This is a genomic window from Bacillus sp. AK124 (genome assembly GCF_053903085.1).
In genome coordinates this window covers 336317-354883 of the sequence record NZ_CP096378.1, presented here as the reverse complement: position 1 = coordinate 354883, position 18567 = coordinate 336317, and the positions used below count along the sequence as shown (strand labels likewise).

The following is an 18567-nucleotide window of genomic DNA, read 5'->3' as shown; positions in this document are numbered from 1 at the left end:
GGAGCCAGACAAACGAAGAACCGCTTATTTTAGCGGTTCTCGCGATTTTAAAGATTCGGAAGGGACCAATCAATCGGCTCATCACCGATTTGTTCCAAATACTGATTGGCTCTTGAAAACGGTCTGCTCCCGAAAAACCCGTTTCTAGCCGAGAATGGGCTCGGATGCGGCGACTGGATAATGAAATGCTTGGATGTATCGATTCGCTCTTTTTTCATTTGGGCATGCCGGCCCCAGAGAATAAAAACGACCGGCTTATCTCTTTTGTTTAAAACATCTATGATACTGTCTGTCAGCTGTTCCCACCCTTTTCCTTTATGCGAATTTGCCTGGCCCCGTCTCACAGTCAAAACGGTGTTCAGCAGCAGAACGCCTTGCTTGGCCCAACTGACGAGAGAACCGTGATTAGGGATGTCGGCGCCAATGTCATTCTGCAATTCTATAAAGATATTTTTCAAAGAAGGCGGCGGATTGACACCGGGTTGTACGGAAAAGCTTAAGCCATGGGCCTGCCCCGGGCCATGATACGGATCCTGGCCGAGAATCACGACTTTAACATTTTCATAGGAAGTATAATGCAAAGCATTGTATATATCGTTCGGTTCAGGATATACGGTGTGCTCTGCATACTCCCTTTTCAGCATTTCCCTCAGTTCTTGATAGTAAGGCTTATTAAACTCGTCCTTCAGCTGCTGCCACCAGCTGTCATTCAAAATCTGTTTCAATGTTCAGGCCTCCTTAACTCAATTGTCTTGCAGCGGAAAGCCTGGATGCGACCGGTTTTCCGTCCCAGACGATTTCGCTTTCCGCTTCCCTTTTTTTCATAGCAGGTTCTTCGAGAAGTACGAAAAAGTTCTTTGTCGGCAGCTTGCCAAGCTGATGCTTTTCACTCAAGACATCCAAATAATACTGTCTCATTCCGCCAAGATCTCCGGATTGGTTGTCACCCTGATCTGAAAACGCATAGATGACGCTTGCAAAAGGAACCCTTTTCACGCGAAAGCGCTCAGCTGCTCTCAGGAAAAAGTCCCAATCCCAATAATTGTGGACAGCAGGATCAAAATAGCCGATCTCGTCATGAAGAGACCGTTTGTACATACTCCCTGAAGGAACATATGTAGAAAACTTCCTCATTTCATCCAAGTTAAAGGAATACGCAAAAAGATAACGGCTTGTCGGAATTCTTTTATCCTCTTTTTCTTCGAAAGACACAATCTCAGCATCCGAATAAACAAAATCGGCGGTCTCCAGCGCATTCAACATTCTTTCCATATGGCACGGAGTGAAAAAATCATCATCATCACACAGCATAATAACATCTCCGGAAGCTTCTTTCACCCCTATATTTCTCGCTTTTACATGCTTCACGTTTTCTTTCAGATGGATAACTCTGATCGGAAGGTCTGAATAAAGGCGCTCAACAAAGTCGACGCTCTCCCCGGCATCATTAACAATAATGACTTCAAACGGTGCAACAGACTGTTTTGTAATGGATTCAAGCAATTCGCACAAAGCGGTGACCCGGTTGTGCGTGACAACTACGATAGATATGTTCATATTTGTGATATACGCTCCTTCTTATTTCATTCTAAACATATTAAATCATAATGCGAATAATTTCACATGGATCAAAAGATGGTTTGGTTTTTTATGCCAATCCATTCACGAAATTTGGCAGAGGACCGCTGCACTATAAAGCGGCAGCCATTTCATTGTGATCTTGCGAAAAGCTGTCTATAATAAGTAATAAACCAACTTTGGATGGAATCTCTTATCGTGGAGGATTGACTGAACATGACAATGCACAAAGCACTGACAATCGCCGGCTCTGACTCAAGCGGAGGCGCCGGCATTCAGGCGGACTTAAAAACGTTCCAAGAAAAGAACGTCTATGGAATGACGGCCCTTACGGTTGTTGTCGCCATGGATCCTGAGAACAACTGGAATCACCAGGTATTCCCAGTTGATACAGAAGTCATCCGCGCCCAGCTGTCGACGATTGTGGACGGCATCGGGGTAGATGCGATGAAAACGGGCATGCTTCCGACCGTTGATATCATTGAATTGGCGGCAGACACAATCAAGAAGCACAGCATGAAAAATGTCGTCATTGATCCCGTTATGGTATGTAAAGGAGCAAATGAAGTGCTGTATCCCGAACACGCAAAGGCTTTAAGAGAGCTTTTGGCTCCGCTTGCCACGGTCATTACGCCAAACCTTTTTGAAGCCGGCCAGCTCAGCGGACTTGGAGAAATTAAAACGGTTGAGCAAATGAAGGAAGCGGCAAAAGTCATTCACGGCCTCGGCGCTGAACACGTCCTCATTACAGGAGGAGGCAAACTGAATCACGAAAAAGCGGTAGATGTATTATTTGACGGCCGGGATGCAGAAGTCATCGAAGGAGAAAGAATTGAAACTCCATACACGCATGGGGCGGGCTGCACCTATTCCGCAGCGATTACGGCTGAACTCGCCAAAGGTTCAAATGTAAAAGAAGCCATTTATTCTGCAAAAACATTTATTACGGAAGCCATCCGCGAATCATTCCGTTTGAATCAATACGTCGGGCCGACGAAGCACTCCGCTTTACGGCTCAGCGGCAAATAAAAGCCAGCCCCATTAAAAGGGGCTGGCTTTTATTTAGCTTTCGCGTTTGATCGTTCTTGCAGATGATCTTAAGAAAGTCTCGATCGATTCCACAAAAAGAGCATATTCTTTCATTTGTTCATAAGTGTCTTGAAGTTTCTTTTGTATTTCTTCATCATCCGGAATTGTTTTATCTTCAATACCGCCGATCAGCTTCTTCATCTGAAGGAGCAAACCATTGTATTCCTCTCTCGTATCCTCAATATGATCCGCTATTTTTTTCAAACGCACAGCTGTCAACTTCTGCTGGTTTTGATCCAAAAAAACAACCCCTTTTTCACTGCACTCTCTCTAAAAAAAGCATATCATAAAGGGATTGTACAGAAAATAGCAAACCGCACCCGCTCCCTTTATGCGACCGTCCAGGATGTTACATTCACTATGATTTCTTTTCTGGCACCGATCCAAACATCATTATTTCCCGGGTAAGGAAAATATCTTGCCGTAAAGACTTCCTCTCCCCCATTGACGAAGATTTCAATCGCAGACGCGTCTAAAAAGATGTTTAAATCGCGGAGCTCATGCAAACGACAATGTCTGGCTTCCGTTCTTTCATCAACATAGCTGTTTCTTTCCAAAGTTATGATGCCGTCAGCTTTATTGTAAATGAGTCGCGCGGCACCCCTGAAGGAAATCTCAAAGCTGTCTTCAATAAGTTGCGGGCTGATGAAAAGCTCGGTTTTGTCCGGTTGAACAATGTCCAGTTTTTCGGTGCCTTGATTAAGTGATATTGCTGCGCGTTTTTCGTTTTGGCGGAGCGTTCTAAGCTCCGCGACCGGTTTTTGAACGATTTTATCGTTTTGCAAATGCAGTTCCCTCGGCAATGTCATACAGTGCACCCATTGATGCTGAATCGTCGGCTGGCTCTGTTCATCCTGGTCTGGAACACCCATCCAGGCAACCAGTATCCTCCGGCCTGATTCGTCTTTTGTCGTCTGCGGCGCATAAAAATCAAAGCCGCGGTCAAGCTCTTCAAAGTCTCCGTGTGTAAAACCCGGTTTCTGCTCGTTCAATTCACCGACAAAATAACCTGACTGATAGACGTTTTGGTAGCGCATCTCTTTTGCTTCAAGGCCTTGCGGACAGACAATTAAGACGTCTTTGCCGTTTAGTTCGAACATGTCAGGGCATTCCCACATATAGCCGAATTCCCCGAGCTGATCTGTATTTGAACCTGTGATGTCGCCAAGGAACTGCCAGTCTTTCAAATTATCCGATTGAAACAGAACGGCTCTGCCCTCAAGTTTTTCAGTCTGGGCGCCGAGCACCATGTACCAGCTGCCACTCTTTTTCCATACTTTCGGATCGCGGAAATGAGCCGTGTATCCTTTCGGAAGCCTTGCAACAACCCCCTGTTTTTCAAACGAGATGCCGTCTTTCGAGACGGCGAGACATTGATAGGTCTCCCTATTTCCCTCGTCGTCTCTGACATTCCCCGTATAAAACAGGTGGAGCACATTATTTTCAGCGATCGCGCTTCCTGAATAACAGCCGTTTTTATCAAACCAGTCGCTCGGCGTGAGGGCGATCTCTTCATGCCGCCAGTTCACGAGATCTGTTGAAGAGTAGTGCCCCCACAGCTTTGCACCGTGCCCCGTTTTAAAAGGCATCCACTGATAAAAAAGATGGTAAACTCCCTTCCACTGAATGAACCCGTTCGGATCATTCAGCAGTCCGACAGGAGGCAAGATGTGATAATGCAGCCGATAGGGATCAAGGTTTACAATATCCCGGTATTCTTCAACCCGGTTTATTGCCTTTTGACGAAGCTCCTGATCTTGATTCATCGTTTTCCCCTCCTTCCGTCACTTTTTCTCGTCTTCATTAATTCCTAAGATAAAGGCTGTGATAAACGCGACAGACACAGAGATCGCCATTCCGATTAAATAATGGATCAGGTTGCCCATTCCAAGCGGGGCAACAATCGCAATCATCGGTATTCCCGTCAAACCGTAGGCGTTTGCCGCAACATTCATAAAGACAACGTATGCAGCACCGAGCGCTCCACCGGCCATTGCCGCGATAAACGGCTTGCGGTAACGGAGGTTAACACCGAAAATAACAGGTTCGGTAATGCCGAGAAAAGAAGAGAAAGCAGCAGGTAAAGCGATTTCTTTTGTTTTTGCGCGCTTTGCCAAAAAGAATACGGCAAGTCCGGCCCCGCCTTGGGCGACATTGGACATAGACCAGATCGGAAGCAGGTAGTTCCTGCCGATATCAGCGATAAGGCCGGCCTCAATCGCGTGGAAACTGTGGTGAACACCAGTTAAAACGATCAGCGAGTATGTTCCTCCGAAAATCAGTCCGGCAACAGGTCCGGCAAGATCATACACATAAGTTAAAACGTTCGTGATCCCTGTACCAAGCATTCTTCCTAAAGGACCGATTGCGATAAAGGCAATAAATCCCGTTGAAATAATCGTGACAAACGGTGTCACTAAAAGATCGATCGCGTTTGGAACAATTTTTCTTACGCCTTTTTCGATTTTACTCATCACATACACGGCAAGCAAAATTGGAACAACGGTTCCTTGATAGCCCAGCATCTCAATTTTGAGCCCGTAAAAGTTCATCACATCCGGAGATGCAGTTGCCAGTCCCCAAGGATTGAACAAGCTCGGGTGAATTAAAATACCTCCAAGTACAGCCCCCAGGTAAGGATTGCTGCCAAATTCTTTCGCAGCACTGACACCGATCAAGATCGGAAGGATAATAAATGCCGCGCTTGAGAACATATCAAGCATTTTATACAGCGCTGCATCAGGATCGACCCACTGAAATGCCTTCATCATCCCCAACAGCCCCATTAATAAACCGCTTGCAACAATGGCCGGGATGATGGGCACGAAAATATTTGACAGCGTTTTCGCGAATCGCGCTAAAGGATTCATTTTTCCCTTTGCGGCATCGCTGTGCTGAACCGTTTCCTTTTGGTCAAGATTCAGCTCTTTGGCAAACTGTTCATACACTTTATTAACAAGTCCTGTTCCGAAAATAATCTGGTATTGGCCAGAGCTCGAAAAGGCTCCTTTTACACCTTCCAACTCTTCGACCTTTTCCTGGTCGATTTTCGCTTCGTCCTTGATCACCAAACGAAGCCTTGTCGCACAATGAGCTGCACTGATGACATTATCTTCTCCGCCAAGAAGCTGTATAAGACGTACGGCGATTTCTTTGTGATTCATGATGACTCCTCCTTTTTTTAAAAAAAGCAGAAAAGACCTAAAATTCACCAACGAATGACGGATAGATTCTCCCCATTCATCTAGCAAATTTTAGGTCTTGCCTGCTTTACCAGTCACAATCCCCGGTATTTATTTTTTAATACGCTTTCATTTTATTATGTGATAACGCTTTCGTCAACTACTTTTTTATTTTCTGTGAAAATCGACCTAAAAAAAGCCTGATCGCACGTTATCAGGCGGTATTACCTATAGGAATCATTTAAACGCTGGACATGCAGCGTAATATATCCGACTTCCGATTCCGGAAGATGAAGATCATATTCAGTTTTCACGTAATCCGCCAGCCCTGCCGCACACTGGTAGCTTTCAGGATACTTTTTCCGGATGAAATAAAGCATGTCATCGTCCATGACATGAAACGCTTCATTTGATTCCAGCCTGTTGATGGCATACCTGAGATGCGTGACAAGACGCTGATATGAGATGCTGTTTTCGTCAATCTTCTGATTGAAACAGCATTCGATTTTTTCTATCAATTCTTTGATGATGTTCGTGTATTTAAGCGTCTTCTGCATGTTTTCCGCATCCATTTTTGCGGTATGAATATGCAGCGCAATATAACCCGCTTCATCATCAGGCAATTCGACTTTCAATTTTTCTTTGACCAAATCGATTGCCCAGAGTCCGATCTCATATTCTTTTTTATAAAGCGCTTTGATTTCATTTAATAATTTATTTTGAATGACGAATCCTTTGCGGACTCGCTCGATCGCAAATGACAAATGATCCACAAGGGCGATGTGGATATGATCACTCAACGGTGCGGACAGCCGCCCTTCCGCATAGCTGATGATCTCTTCGGCAGCTTCAATATGTTCTTCCGGAAGTGTTTCGAGGATTTGTTTAAACTTTTCATTTTCTTCATGAATGGTAAAAATTTTTTCTACCTTGTTTCTTGGAATGGTATCGTTTTTGCCTTTTTGAAAAGCGATACCAGGCCCCATGACAATTTTTTCTTGACCATCCTCCTTTATGATTGCTGCATTGTTGTTCAATACTTTATAGATTTTCAAAGCCGTCACCCACTTCCCGTTATGAGTGGGATTTTACCTTGTTTAAGTTCCCGTGTAAAGAGTTGGTCCGGCTCTTACCCTCTTCACCGCTTTTTGGCAAACAGCCCGGTTGGGTTCTGTCGTAAAACTGCCTGGCATCGCTCTCTTACAGCCCGACATCCGCTCTGTTGATTCTTCTCTTTTTTCCGAAAAGCCGCCTGCCTGATAAGCATCGGCAGCCTGATATGTACCGCCGGCGAACGCCATCACCTTCATCTGAGTCTCTCTGACAGGCACCACCGCATTCAGCAGCACGGCCGTCCATAATTTTAAAAATGATATCAAACCTTTCATACCGATCCCCTCCAGTTTCGTTGTGATAAAACTAGCAACTCTATTAAACTTTCTTGCTCTATCTTATCCCAGCAAAATGAAAATGTTTGTCACAATGTGTGTGCAAAATGATTCTAGTTTTTAGAAGTTTTGTTGAAAACTGATGGAAACGCATGATTCAACGGAAATAAACCATGAATGTAACTTACTCACAGTTTATCCTAAGGATAAACACATATTACCCACAGGGTATATCCACATATCCACATATTTATTCAACATTTAGTATAAGAACGTATATTCCCTACAATATCTATACACAAGTTTATTCACTTATACACAGTAAATTGTGCATAAATCTAAAGACATCCACTCCAATACATTGAATCTTTGAAAATTATTTCTATATATAGAAGGATTTTTTTGAAACTGAGAGAATATTTTAAAAGTTCGAAACTCTAAGGATTACAAAGAAACCATTTATCCGTAAGGGGGAAAACAGATTGAGAAAAAGTATCATGCGCTATTTCGTTATGGCTTTTATTCTATTATTTTCGTTATCCACATTCCTCACCGGAGTGCAGGCAACATCCGTTCCCGATCAAAAGTCGCCTGAACTTGAGAAAGCTGAAATCTACGGTGATATTGATGTGACGTCTGATAAACAGACAACAGTTATTGTGGAGCTGAAAGAAAAGTCGCTTGCCGAAGCAAAAGCGGATGGGGAAAAGCAAACGAAAGCTTCTTTAAAAACCGCTCGCAGCAAAGCGAAAAACAGTGCGCTGAAAACACTCAAAAAAGCGAAAATAAACCGCGAATACGACCGTGTATTTTCGGGTTTTTCAATGAAACTGCCGGCCAGTGAAATTCCGAAGCTGCTCGCCGTCAAGGAAGTAAAAGCGGTTTATCCGAACGCAGCTTACAAACCTGACAGCATAAAAGGAAAAGACGTGACACTTGCAGCGGATGCCATTTATCCACAGATGGATAAAAGTGCACCGTACATCGGAGCAGATCAGGCATGGAAATCAGGCTATACCGGTAAAGGCATTAAGGTAGCTGTCATTGACACGGGTGTGGATTACACACATCCTGACTTAAAGAAAAATTTCGGCCCATATAAGGGGTATGACTTTGTGGATAATGACTATGATCCACAAGAAACACCGGCAGGCGACCCGCGCGGAGAAGCGACTGATCACGGCACCCATGTTGCGGGGACCATCGCCGCGAACGGTCAGATTAAAGGGGTGGCGCCTGAAGCAACGCTTCTTGCTTACCGTGTGCTCGGCCCCGGCGGCTCAGGAACAACCGAGAACGTGATTGCAGGCATTGAAAAAGCCGTCGCGGACGGAGCAAAAGTGATGAACCTCTCATTGGGCAATTCACTGAACAGCCCTGATTATGCAACAAGCATCGCACTGGACTGGGCGATGGCCGAAGGAGTTGTCGCCGTTACGTCAAACGGAAACAGCGGACCGGAAAACTGGACGGTCGGCTCGCCGGGAACTTCAAGGGATGCGATTTCCGTCGGCGCCTCGCAGCTTCCATATAATGAATATTCTGTGAGGCTTCCTTCGTATTCGTCAGCAAAAGTGATGGGATACCAGGAGGAAAAAGATCTTGAAGCTTTGAACGGTCAAGACGTGGAACTTGTTGAAGCTGGGATCGGACAAGCTGACGATTTTACAGGCAAAGATGTGAAAGGAAAAGTAGCGGTTATCCAGAGAGGCGTCATTCCATTTGTGGATAAGGCCGAAAACGCCAAAAACGCCGGCGCTGTCGGAGCCGTGATTTACAATAATGTAACAGGGGAAATCGAGGCCAACGTTATGGGGATGGCCGTACCGACTGTCAAATTGTCGAAAGAAGAGGGTGAAAAGCTTGTTCAGCAGATCAAAGAAGGGAAACGCTCTGCTGTCTTTTCTTTCAAATTGGACAAAAAGCTCGGGGAAACGATTGCCTCCTTCTCGTCACGCGGACCTGTCATGGATACATGGATGATTAAACCTGACGTTTCAGCGCCAGGCGTCAATATCGTCAGCACCATTCCGACCCACGATCCGAAAAACCCTCACGGTTACGGCTCAAAGCAGGGTACAAGCATGGCTTCCCCGCATGTCGCGGGAACGGCAGCCCTATTAAAGCAGGCCAAACCGGATTGGACGCCAGAGCAAATCAAAGGCGTGCTGATGAATACGGCGGAAAAATTGACGGATGAAAACGGAAAGCCTCTCCCTCACAATACGCAAGGAGGGGGCAGCATCCGCATCATCGAGGCCCTTCATGCTTCATCAATTGTAACGCCGGGCAGCCACTCATACGGAACGTTCCTGAAAGACAAAGGAAAACAAACGAAAAAACAAGCGTTCACAATTGAAAACCTTTCTTCATTCAGAAAAGCCTATCAGCTCGAATACTCCTTTAAAGGAGCGGGCATCACGGTATCAGGAACGGAACGAGTCGTGGTACCGGCCCATCAAACAGGTAAAGCAACGGCAAAAGTAACCGTCAATTCCGCCAAAACGAAAGCAGGCACATATGAAGGCACGGTTTACGTCCGTGAAGGAGGCAGAAAAGTCGCCGAAATTCCGCTCCTGTTGATCGTCAAAGAGCCTGACTACCCGCGCGTCACATCCGTAACGGTTGAACCGGGGGCAAAGCAGGGTGCTTACACGATCGAAGCCTACCTGCCGGGCGGGGCTGAAGAGCTCGCATTTCTCGTCTATGATGAAAATCTGAACCTTCTCGGGCAGGCCGGCGTTTATAAAAACCAAGGCAAAGGCTATCAATCTTATCAATGGAACGGCAAAATCAATGACGCCGCAACCCTTAAGTCCGGAAAATACTATATGCTAGCCTATGCGTCCGCCAAAGGAAAATCAAGCTACATTCTGACGGAAGACCCTTTTATCGTCGAATAATGACAAGCCTTGTTGAGAACCACTCAACAAGGCTTTTATATGTTAAAATACGGATAATGCGTTCAGGAGAAGCTCTCCCTTCTCTTCAAAACGTGAAAAAAGCAATCGGAGGACATCGTATATATGCTTTCTTTTATCGTATTATTCGGCTTATCCTTCCTTATTGTCTGCTTTATATTTTTCACGATTTTGTACTTCGCCGTCAACCTGCAGAAGCGCGAGCCCAAGCCTTTTCAAAAAGCAACGGAGCAAACCGTCGATACCGTCATCCTCGTTCCGCTCAGCTGGCTGTTTACCGCTTTATACATATGCATTCTGTTTATTCTTTTCCCGATCCGCCATTTTCTCGATTTTTTTCAGCAAAAACGTTAAATTGACTGATGAAACGCTTCGGCCAGCAGCCGGTAAGATTCCAGCCTGTCTTGAAAATCGTGGGTGATCGTCACCGCCATGATTTCATCCGTTCCGTAAGCGCCGGCCAGTTCAAGCAGCTGTTCCTTCACCTGCCGCGGCGTCCCGATGACCATCCGTTTTCGATTGTCTTCCACTCTCTTTCTTTCATAAGGAGAATATTGATATGACAGCGCCGTTTCCAATGATGGAAAGCCTTCGGTCACTATCCCCTGTTCATTGGCTAATAAAGAGAAATCCAAGCTTTTTGCAAGGTTCTCCGCTTTCTCTTCTGTCTCAGCGCAAATCACAAATACAGCAATGATCACGTTTGGCTGTTCACCCAATACAGAAGGTTCGAACCTCTCTTTGTAAAGTCTGGCCGCCTCTTCTCCGCCTTCGCCGTTAATAAATTGGGCAAATGTATACGATGCCCCTGTTTGGGCGGCAAGCCTCGCGCTTTCCCCTGAGGAGCCGAGCAGCCAGACAGCGGGCGCTGCGGCCACGTTCGGCGATGCGATCAAGTTGGGAAAGCGGTGGTGTTCATCGGCTTGATCGTGTAAATATGTGACGAGATCCTGAATTTGTTCGGGATATTGGTCAGTCATCCGTCTTCCTCCATTTTGAAGAGCCATGGAAGCGATCGGCATCCCTCCCGGAGCACGTCCGACACCGAGATCAATCCTTCCGGGCGCAAGTCCTTCCAAGACGCGGAAGTTTTCTGCCACCTTGTAGGCGCTGTAATGGGGAAGCATGACGCCGCCGGATCCTATACGGATCTTCTCTGTTTTAGCCGCAAGATAACCGATCAGAACCTCCGGACTTGATCCTGCCAAGTTTCTTGAAAAATGGTGCTCGGAAACCCAAAATCTCTTGTATCCGAGGCGCTCCGCCGCTTGCGCGAGCTCCACCGTATGCTGTAAAGCCTGTTCAGGTGTGCTTCCTTCAGAAACGGGAGTCTGATCAAGTATGCTTAATGACAACATCTTTTTCACCCCAAGTCTTCGTTTACTTTTCCTGCGCAAAAAGAAATAATAGTATCATGGATAAACCTAAAGGAGCTCCTAATACTGATGAATGAGACGAAGCAAAAAACGCACCCGCCAGTCGTAGAAGAACGCTTTGCAAAAGGCTGTTTATTCGGAATCCTTTTCAGTCTTCCCTTTTGGCTGATGTTTTATCTTTTTCTTCAATACATGCTGACAAGATAAGTCCCCTCCGAGTCGGAGGGGACGTTCCTTACCTTTTGTTCAAACCTTTTCCTTTAACGAATTCATTCATATACGCACGCGGCGGCTTTTTGAGGCTGCCGGTGATCTGGTCTGTCCATTTGTCAGACCGTTTGCCGTCTGTCCGCTTTTGATAATAGTTTGAAATCGTTTCGTCATATGCGGACATATGTTTTTTAAACTCGGCATCGTCCGCTTGATAGGCATTTTCATGATAAATGTGATCAAACGGCAGACGCGGCTTTTTATCCGACAGGTTGGCCGGATGGCCGACGACAAGCCCGAACAGCGGCAGAACGTATTCAGGTGTTTCCAGAAGCCCGGAGACTTCGTTCAAGTTATTGCGAATCCCGCCGATATAGCAGATGCCGAGGCCCATTGATTCGGCCGCTATTGACATATTTTGAGCGGCAAGAGCTGCATCGATGACGCTGACCATAAAGGTCTCCGTCCCTTCAAGAGAAGCTGTGATATCTACACCCTTTTCCCGGGCCATTTTGTCATGCCGGTAAAGGTCTGCGCAAAATACAAACAGATGGCCGTTTTTTTCAACATATGGCTGATTTCCGGCCAATTCCGCAAGCTTGCGCTTCTTGTCCGGGTCGGTGACACCGATGATTGAATAAGCTTGAATATAGCTGGACGTCGATGCGCTTTGAGCGCTCTCCACAAGCAGGCGAACCTCTTCTTCGGTCAGGAGCTGATCTGTAAAAGACCTGATCGAACGGTGATTTAAAATAGTTTCAATCGTTTTATTCATCCTTTTACCTCCTCAACCTTTATCATATCCAATATCTGCTTTTCCCTAAAGCAAAACGGTTTGGCGGACTGCAGATGGATTCAATTTCATATGGTAAAATGATAGAATCGTCTTACAATTTTTGAAGCGGAAAGGGAGATGACGGTGAAGTCCGTAATTGAAGAATTAGATGCATTATATCCGGAAATGATCGAACTCAGGAGACATTTTCACCAATATCCGGAGCTTTCCCACCGCGAGGTCAATACACCGCGCACCATTGCAAATTACTTGGAAAACCTCGGGATTGACGTGAGAACAAATGTCGGCGGCCAAGGGGTCATCGGTCATATTAAAGGCGGCCGCCCCGGCAAGACGGTCGCCTTGAGAGCCGATTTCGACGCTCTGCCATTACAGGATCAAAAAAATGTTCCGTACCGGTCAACTGTCCCCGGCGTCATGCACGCTTGCGGACACGATGCTCACACGTCGGCTCTCCTCACAGCCGCAAAAGCCCTGGCAAAGCATCAAAAAGACTTGAAAGGAAATGTCGTGCTGATCCATCAATTCGGTGAAGAGGTCACACCAGGCGGCGCCAAACCGATGATTGAAGCCGGCTGTCTCGAAGGCGTGGATGCCATTTTCGGCACCCACATCTGGGCTCCGATGCCCGTCGGTCAAGTCGGTGTTACATCAGGCCCGATGATGGCAGCCGCTGATAAATTTAAAGTCACGATATCCGGGCGGGGCGGACACGGAGGCGCGCCTCACTTAACGACAGATGCTTTAATAACAGGAGCCTCAGTCGTCAACCATCTCCAGCAAATCGTCAGCCGCAGAATCGATCCGACGGAAGCAGCCGTCTTGTCGATCGGAACGTTTCATTCAGGCCAGGCGTTTAACGTCATCGCCGAAGAAGCGGTCATTGAAGGAACAGTCCGCACCTTTTCAAAGCATGTCCAAGAGACGATCATCGCCGAGATGGAACGCGTCATCAAGGGCGTCTGCGACAGCAACGGCGCTTCATTTTCACTCGATTATGAAAAAGGCTACCCGCCTGTCGTCAACCATGAAAAAGAAACGGACATCGTCCGCCAATGTGCCAAACGAATCGTCGGCCCTGAAGCCGTCATCGAACTCGAACCGAATATGATCGGCGAAGATTTCTCTTATTATCTAGAACATGTCCCTGGATCATTCTTTTTTACCGGCGCGGGCAATCCGCAGACTGGAGCCGTTTACCCGCACCATCACCCGCTGTTTGATATCGATGAAAAAGGCATGCTGAACGCGGCGAAAATTCTTGTGTCGGCAGCTCTCGCATTTTTAAACCAAGATTAAAGACAGCCTGATTCGGCTGTCTTTTTTACTTAAACATATACCCTTTATATTTTGTCAGCTGGCAGCTGGCGTTATAAACGATCGCATAGCCGATCAAAGCAGACAACACAGAGCTCCCTCCGTAGCTGATGAACAGAAGGGGAACGCCCGTAACCGGCATCAGTCCGACGTTCATTCCGATATTTTGGAATGTATGGATGACGATCAGCGCCGTATACCCAACACAGAAAAATGACGCAAACTTATTATAAGGATGTATCTTATCGATCAGCACGACAAGCCGGTAAATGAAAAGGAAAAACAGGATGACGACAAAAGTACAGCCAATAAAACCGAAACTTTCCCCGATGACGGCAAAGATGAAATCGGTTTGGCCTTCAGGAACGTAGACTTTCAAATTGTTCATACCCGTTCCGAAGATTTCTCCAGAGCCGATCGCCGTAACGGCCTTTTCGGTCTGATACGTATCGTTCGCGTCCTGCTGGCTCGAATCGACCCATGTCATCACCCGGTTGATCTGATATTGCTGGATGTGCAGCGTATCCTTCGAAAACTCCGGAAAATTGATCACCAAAAACAGAACGAGCAGTACGAGGGTGATTCCTGACCCCGCCACAATCGAAATCAGCTTCCAGTTCACACCTGATAAAAACACCATAACGGCGACAAAGAACATGCAGATACCGGCCGTACCGGCGTCCTGCATTAAAATCAAACCGACCGGAACCGCAGATACCCCTGCGATTTTCAGCAAAAGGTGAACATCCTCCTGCATCGAGCGCGAGCCTTTCGGACTTGCTTTGGAAATCACCGAAGCCAGCATCATAATCAGGCCGATTTTCATAAATTCCGACGGCTGCAGCGTGACCGAACCAAATTGAAACCAGCTTTTCGCTCCTTTGATAATCGGTGCGATCGACGTTGGACTGAACTTTAACACGATCAATGACAAGATGCCGAATAGATATATGTATATGCTGAATTTTTCAAGCTGCTCCAGATCAAAATAGAGAAAGCCGACGATCACCGAAATGCCGAGCAGATAAAAGAACAATTGCTTTGCCGGATAGCCCTTCAGTGAAAAAGACGGCTCTGCAGCGTAAACAGCGATCACACTGATTAAAAAGAACATAGCTAATATAAAAATCAAATCTCCCTGATAATAGGGACTTGTCGTATTTTTCTTCTGACCCATTGTACCCCGCCTTATTTCTTCATCAAAAGCACTAACTTTCATTATAACATGAACAACCGTTCACATTGCGAAAAAGGGTGAATAAAATAACAGCCTGCATGCATCAGGCTGTTATTTGAACATATAGCTTTGATACTTTGTTAACTGGCAGCTTGAATTGTAGACAACCGCGAAGCCGATCAAGGTTGCTACGACTGAGCTTCCTCCATAGCTGACCAAAAGCAGCGGGACGCCGGTCACGGGCATAATGCCGATATTCATTCCGATATTTTGAAAGGTATGAATGACAATTAAAGCGGTAAAGCCCGCACAGAAAAATGAGGCAAACCTGCTGAACGGATGTATTCGGTCGATGAGCACGACAAGCCGGTAAATTAGGAAGAAAAACATAATGACAACAAAAGTGCATCCGACAAACCCGAAGCTCTCGCCGATGACGGCAAAAATAAAGTCTGTTTGCGCCTCAGGTACATAGACTTGAAGATCGCTTACACCATTTCCAAATACTTTCCCCGAACCGATCGCCAGCTGCGCCCTTTCGACCTGCATTTTATCGTCGGCATTCTGTTCGCTCGGATTGACCCAGGTCATGACGCGGTTGATTTGGTATTGTTCAACCCCGAGTGCTCCCGCGACATCGGGAAATTTGATAATGACAAACAAAATCAAAACAATGACTGTAAGACCCGTTCCGAAGATGAGAGAAATCAATTTCCAGTTCACGCCCGACAGGAATACCATCACAAGAATGACAAACGCGACGATTCCGGCTGTACCCGTATCCTGTTCTAAAATCAAGCCGAACGGAACAATGATAATACCGGCGATTTTCAGCAGAAAGATGCAGTCTTCTTTCAACGTACGCTTGCCGACAGGCCCGTTTTTCGACATGAAGGAAGCCAAATACATGATCAGCCCGATTTTCATGAATTCCGACGGCTGCAGCGTAAACCCGGGAAGCATAAACCAGCTTTTGGCACCGTTGATAACCGGCGCAAACCTGTATGATCCGATATATGCCGGACTGAACTTTAACACGATCAGCATCAAAATCCCGAGCAGATAAAAATAAAAGCTGAGCTTTTCAAGCTGCTCCAAATCAAAATAAAGAAACACGATGATGATAAAGGCCCCCAGCAAATAGTAAAGGGACTGTTTCATCGCAAAGGGTTCATTATATTGATTAAACTGCTGAGCGGCGTACACAGCCACAACGCTTATGATAAAAAAGACAATATAGACAAAAATCAAATCCCCCTGATAAAAGGGATTTGTAATATTCTTTTTCTGACTCATTCGAAATCCCGCCCTTATAATATGACACGATGAAATAATCCAGGAAGACGGCATCCGCTTCCTCACAAATGATATGACGTACAAAAGAATAAAATGTTTCGATTTTATTGCGAACAAATTCCTATTCTATTTTAAAGGATTTTTCCAACTATTGTCGAATGTGATAAATTCATTGATTTTTGATTGATTTGTATTAAAATGAGTAATGTTGCATAAAATTAAACTTTTGCCTCCGGCAGAAGCGATACAGAATCACCAATTCATAAGGAGTTTTTCATTTGGATAAAGCACTTCAAAAGCGTAAACGGCTTGATCTCATAAAATTTTTGGTCCCTTCGCTTATCGGAATTATTCTGTTTATGATTCCCGTTAAAATCGAAGGAAATTTAACGATTCCAATTGCTGTCTTTTCAAATGCATTGCAGAAGCTGCTTCAGCAGCAATTGCCGTTAATCATGACGGTCATCGTAACCGCAACATTTATCTTAACCTTTATCACCAAAACCTTTCATCCGGCTTTCATTAAAAAAAGCGAGTTTTTCTATAACTTGCTGAATGTATCTTTATTTTGGTATATCGTCCGCCTGTTCGGCATGATTTTCGCAGTGATGGCATACTTTAAGATCGGCCCTGAAGCGGTATATGCCAAGAGTACAGGCGGAACATTATTATTCAGCTTGCTGCCCGTTCTCTTCTCCGTCTTTTTATTTGCAGGCCTGTTTCTGCCGTTTCTGTTGAACTTCGGCTTGCTTGAGCTGTGCGGCGCTTTGATGAAAAAGCTGATGAGACCTGTCTTTAAGCTGCCGGGACGGTCATCGATCGATTGTATGGCCTCATGGCTCGGCGACGGCACGATCGGCGTGCTCCTGACAAGCAAACAGTATGAAGAAGGGTTCTACACGAAGCGTGAGGCCGCCGTCATCGGCACGACTTTCTCAGTCGTCTCCATCACGTTTTGCCTCGTGATTATTTCACAGGTTGACCTTGCCCATATGTTCGTTCCGTTTTATTTGACGATATTGCTGGCGGGTGCCGCAGCCGCGGTGATCAGCCCGCGGATTCCGCCTTTATCAAGAAAGGCTGATACTTATATTACAGACCAAGCGGATCAGGATCAAGAGGAGATTCCCGAAGGATACACTCCATTCCAATGGGGACTCAGCCGGGCTGTCGCAAAAGCAAAACAAAATACAAGCGTCAAAGATTTCTTGCAGGACGGAGCCAAAAACGTGCTCGATATGTGGATGGGCGTCGCTCCCGTCGTCATGGCGCTCGGCACAGCCGCACTGATTGTCGCTGAATATACACCTGTTTTCAAATGGCTCGGGCTGCCGTTCATTCCCCTGCTCGAACTGCTCCAGGTTCCTGAAGCCGCCGAGGCCTCACAAACGCTTGTCGTCGGGTTCGCCGACATGTTCCTTCCGTCTGTGCTCGGAAGCGGGATTGAAAGTGAAATGACCAGGTTCATCATCGCCTGTTTATCGGTTACACAATTAATCTACATGTCGGAAGTCGGCGGTCTTTTGCTCGGTTCCAAAATTCCGGTGACATTCCTTGACCTCGTCTTGATTTTTCTCGTTCGGACGCTGATTACGCTGCCTGTCATCGTACTGTGCGCCCACTTTATTTTTTAGACAAATAAGAGGCTCCCGGCGCCATGCCGAGGGCCTTTTTTGTTTAGAAAAAGTCGTTGATCCAAGGGGTCTGCGGCCTTATCGTGCGGTCCAGCCTGTCTACTTCTTCTCCCCTTCACCCTTTATGTCCTACTGAATCACCGCGAAAATTGAGCCGATAGTTGGAGCGGAAAATGCTTTCCAGTATGTATCATTTTTCGAAGAACGTGGTATAATAAATGTAACAGAATGTTCACAAAATATTCTCCAATTAGACACAATTGTCGTTTTATTCCGCTTTTTTGGCAGCGCTATCATTATTGAAAGGGGCTGAAAATGCATGGATATGTTTTTCGCTTACTTGCTGATTGCAAGCGCCACTCCTTTATTTTTATGGCTGGACAACAAAAAGGTAGCAATTTCTTCTATTCCGCCAATCATTTTAATGTGGGTATTTTTCTTTTTCTATATGACCAGCAGCCTCTCTCCTACAGGACACTCTCTCATGATCGTACTCTTTATTCTCAACGTTGTCATCGCCCATGTCGCCGCTTTCATCATTTACGGACTCCCATTGATTCGAAAGCACATGAGCCGATAAAAAAAGTGCCGGTATTTTCGCCG

General features: G+C 45.9%; 18 protein-coding genes. 7 read left to right on the top strand and 11 right to left on the bottom strand.

Annotated elements, in window-relative coordinates; translation table 11 throughout:
- Positions 1-47: 47 nt before the first annotated feature.
- Both M1E06_RS01685 and M1E06_RS01680 read right to left on the bottom strand, forming a co-directional pair.
- Positions 48-725, bottom strand: coding sequence for a uracil-DNA glycosylase (locus M1E06_RS01685; protein ID WP_020453337.1), 678 nt, complete (start codon positions 723-725; stop codon positions 48-50).
- Positions 726-738: 13 nt separating this feature from the next.
- Entirely contained in the window at positions 739-1557 is an 819-nt protein-coding gene (locus tag M1E06_RS01680; protein ID WP_020453338.1) for a glycosyltransferase family 2 protein, read from the bottom strand.
- A 237-nt stretch (positions 1558-1794) separates the two neighbouring features.
- Between M1E06_RS01680 and M1E06_RS01675 the strand changes: the two genes are divergently transcribed.
- Positions 1795-2607 (top strand): bifunctional hydroxymethylpyrimidine kinase/phosphomethylpyrimidine kinase, encoded by an 813-nt coding sequence (locus M1E06_RS01675; RefSeq protein WP_020453339.1) that lies wholly within the window; start codon positions 1795-1797, stop codon positions 2605-2607.
- 33 nt (positions 2608-2640) lie between these two features.
- Here M1E06_RS01675 and M1E06_RS01670 read toward each other — a convergent pair whose 3' ends face one another.
- The 5 genes from M1E06_RS01670 to M1E06_RS01650 all read right to left on the bottom strand — a co-directional run bounded on the left by M1E06_RS01670 (position 2641) and on the right by M1E06_RS01650 (position 7237).
- Entirely contained in the window at positions 2641-2907 is a 267-nt protein-coding gene (locus tag M1E06_RS01670) for a hypothetical protein (RefSeq protein ID WP_023857023.1), read from the bottom strand.
- Positions 2908-2996: 89 nt separating this feature from the next.
- Positions 2997-4433, bottom strand: a complete 1437-nt coding sequence (locus M1E06_RS01665) for a sucrose-6-phosphate hydrolase (protein ID WP_039073063.1) — start codon at positions 4431-4433, stop codon at positions 2997-2999.
- An 18-nt stretch (positions 4434-4451) separates the two neighbouring features.
- Positions 4452-5831 carry a sucrose-specific PTS transporter subunit IIBC gene (locus M1E06_RS01660; RefSeq protein WP_023857021.1) on the bottom strand — a complete coding sequence of 460 codons (1380 nt, stop codon included), beginning with the start codon at positions 5829-5831 and terminating at the stop codon, positions 4452-4454.
- Positions 5832-6073: 242 nt separating this feature from the next.
- Positions 6074-6904, bottom strand: coding sequence for a PRD domain-containing protein (locus M1E06_RS01655; RefSeq protein ID WP_023857020.1), 831 nt, complete (start codon positions 6902-6904; stop codon positions 6074-6076).
- A gap of 42 nt (positions 6905-6946) precedes the next feature.
- The gene (locus M1E06_RS01650; protein WP_023857019.1) at positions 6947-7237 is read right to left on the bottom strand and encodes a hypothetical protein; all 291 of its coding nucleotides are present in this window, start codon (positions 7235-7237) and stop codon (positions 6947-6949) included.
- 482 nt (positions 7238-7719) lie between these two features.
- Here M1E06_RS01650 and M1E06_RS01645 point away from each other — a divergent pair, with 482 nt between their 5' ends.
- Together M1E06_RS01645 and M1E06_RS01640 are read left to right on the top strand one after the other, a co-directional pair.
- Positions 7720-10140, top strand: coding sequence for a S8 family peptidase (locus M1E06_RS01645; RefSeq protein WP_035337924.1), 2421 nt, complete (start codon positions 7720-7722; stop codon positions 10138-10140).
- 123 nt (positions 10141-10263) lie between these two features.
- The gene (locus M1E06_RS01640; RefSeq protein ID WP_023857017.1) at positions 10264-10512 is read left to right on the top strand and encodes a hypothetical protein; all 249 of its coding nucleotides are present in this window, start codon (positions 10264-10266) and stop codon (positions 10510-10512) included.
- Here M1E06_RS01640 and M1E06_RS01635 read toward each other — a convergent pair.
- Complete coding sequence (locus tag M1E06_RS01635; protein WP_025810610.1) at positions 10509-11516, bottom strand: LLM class flavin-dependent oxidoreductase; 1008 nt, start codon at positions 11514-11516, stop codon at positions 10509-10511. The genes M1E06_RS01640 and M1E06_RS01635 overlap by 4 nt on opposite strands.
- Positions 11517-11603: 87 nt before the next feature.
- Here M1E06_RS01635 and M1E06_RS01630 point away from each other — a divergent pair, with 87 nt between their 5' ends.
- Positions 11604-11741 (top strand): hypothetical protein, encoded by a 138-nt coding sequence (locus M1E06_RS01630; protein ID WP_023857015.1) that lies wholly within the window; start codon positions 11604-11606, stop codon positions 11739-11741.
- Between the two features lie 28 nt (positions 11742-11769).
- Here M1E06_RS01630 and nfsA read toward each other — a convergent pair whose 3' ends face one another.
- Entirely contained in the window at positions 11770-12519 is a 750-nt protein-coding gene (nfsA, locus tag M1E06_RS01625; protein ID WP_035337928.1) for an oxygen-insensitive NADPH nitroreductase, read from the bottom strand.
- Positions 12520-12663: 144 nt separating this feature from the next.
- On the opposite strand from nfsA, the gene M1E06_RS01620 reads away from it, so the two are divergent.
- Entirely contained in the window at positions 12664-13839 is a 1176-nt protein-coding gene (locus M1E06_RS01620; protein ID WP_096748477.1) for a M20 metallopeptidase family protein, read from the top strand.
- A gap of 25 nt (positions 13840-13864) precedes the next feature.
- On the opposite strand, the gene M1E06_RS01615 is transcribed toward M1E06_RS01620, so the two are convergent.
- The gene (locus M1E06_RS01615) at positions 13865-15034 is read right to left on the bottom strand and encodes an FtsW/RodA/SpoVE family cell cycle protein (RefSeq protein WP_023857012.1); all 1170 of its coding nucleotides are present in this window, start codon (positions 15032-15034) and stop codon (positions 13865-13867) included.
- A 111-nt stretch (positions 15035-15145) separates the two neighbouring features.
- Positions 15146-16330, bottom strand: a complete 1185-nt coding sequence (locus M1E06_RS01610) for an FtsW/RodA/SpoVE family cell cycle protein (protein WP_023857011.1) — start codon at positions 16328-16330, stop codon at positions 15146-15148.
- Positions 16331-16608: 278 nt separating this feature from the next.
- On the opposite strand from M1E06_RS01610, the gene M1E06_RS01605 reads away from it, so the two are divergent.
- On the top strand, positions 16609-17964 hold the full coding sequence (locus M1E06_RS01605) for a YjiH family protein (protein WP_023857010.1): 1356 nt from the start codon (positions 16609-16611) through the stop codon (positions 17962-17964).
- Positions 17965-18283: 319 nt separating this feature from the next.
- Entirely contained in the window at positions 18284-18544 is a 261-nt protein-coding gene (ywcE, locus tag M1E06_RS01600; RefSeq protein ID WP_020453353.1) for a spore morphogenesis/germination protein YwcE, read from the top strand.
- The last annotated feature ends 23 nt before the right edge of the window (positions 18545-18567 follow it).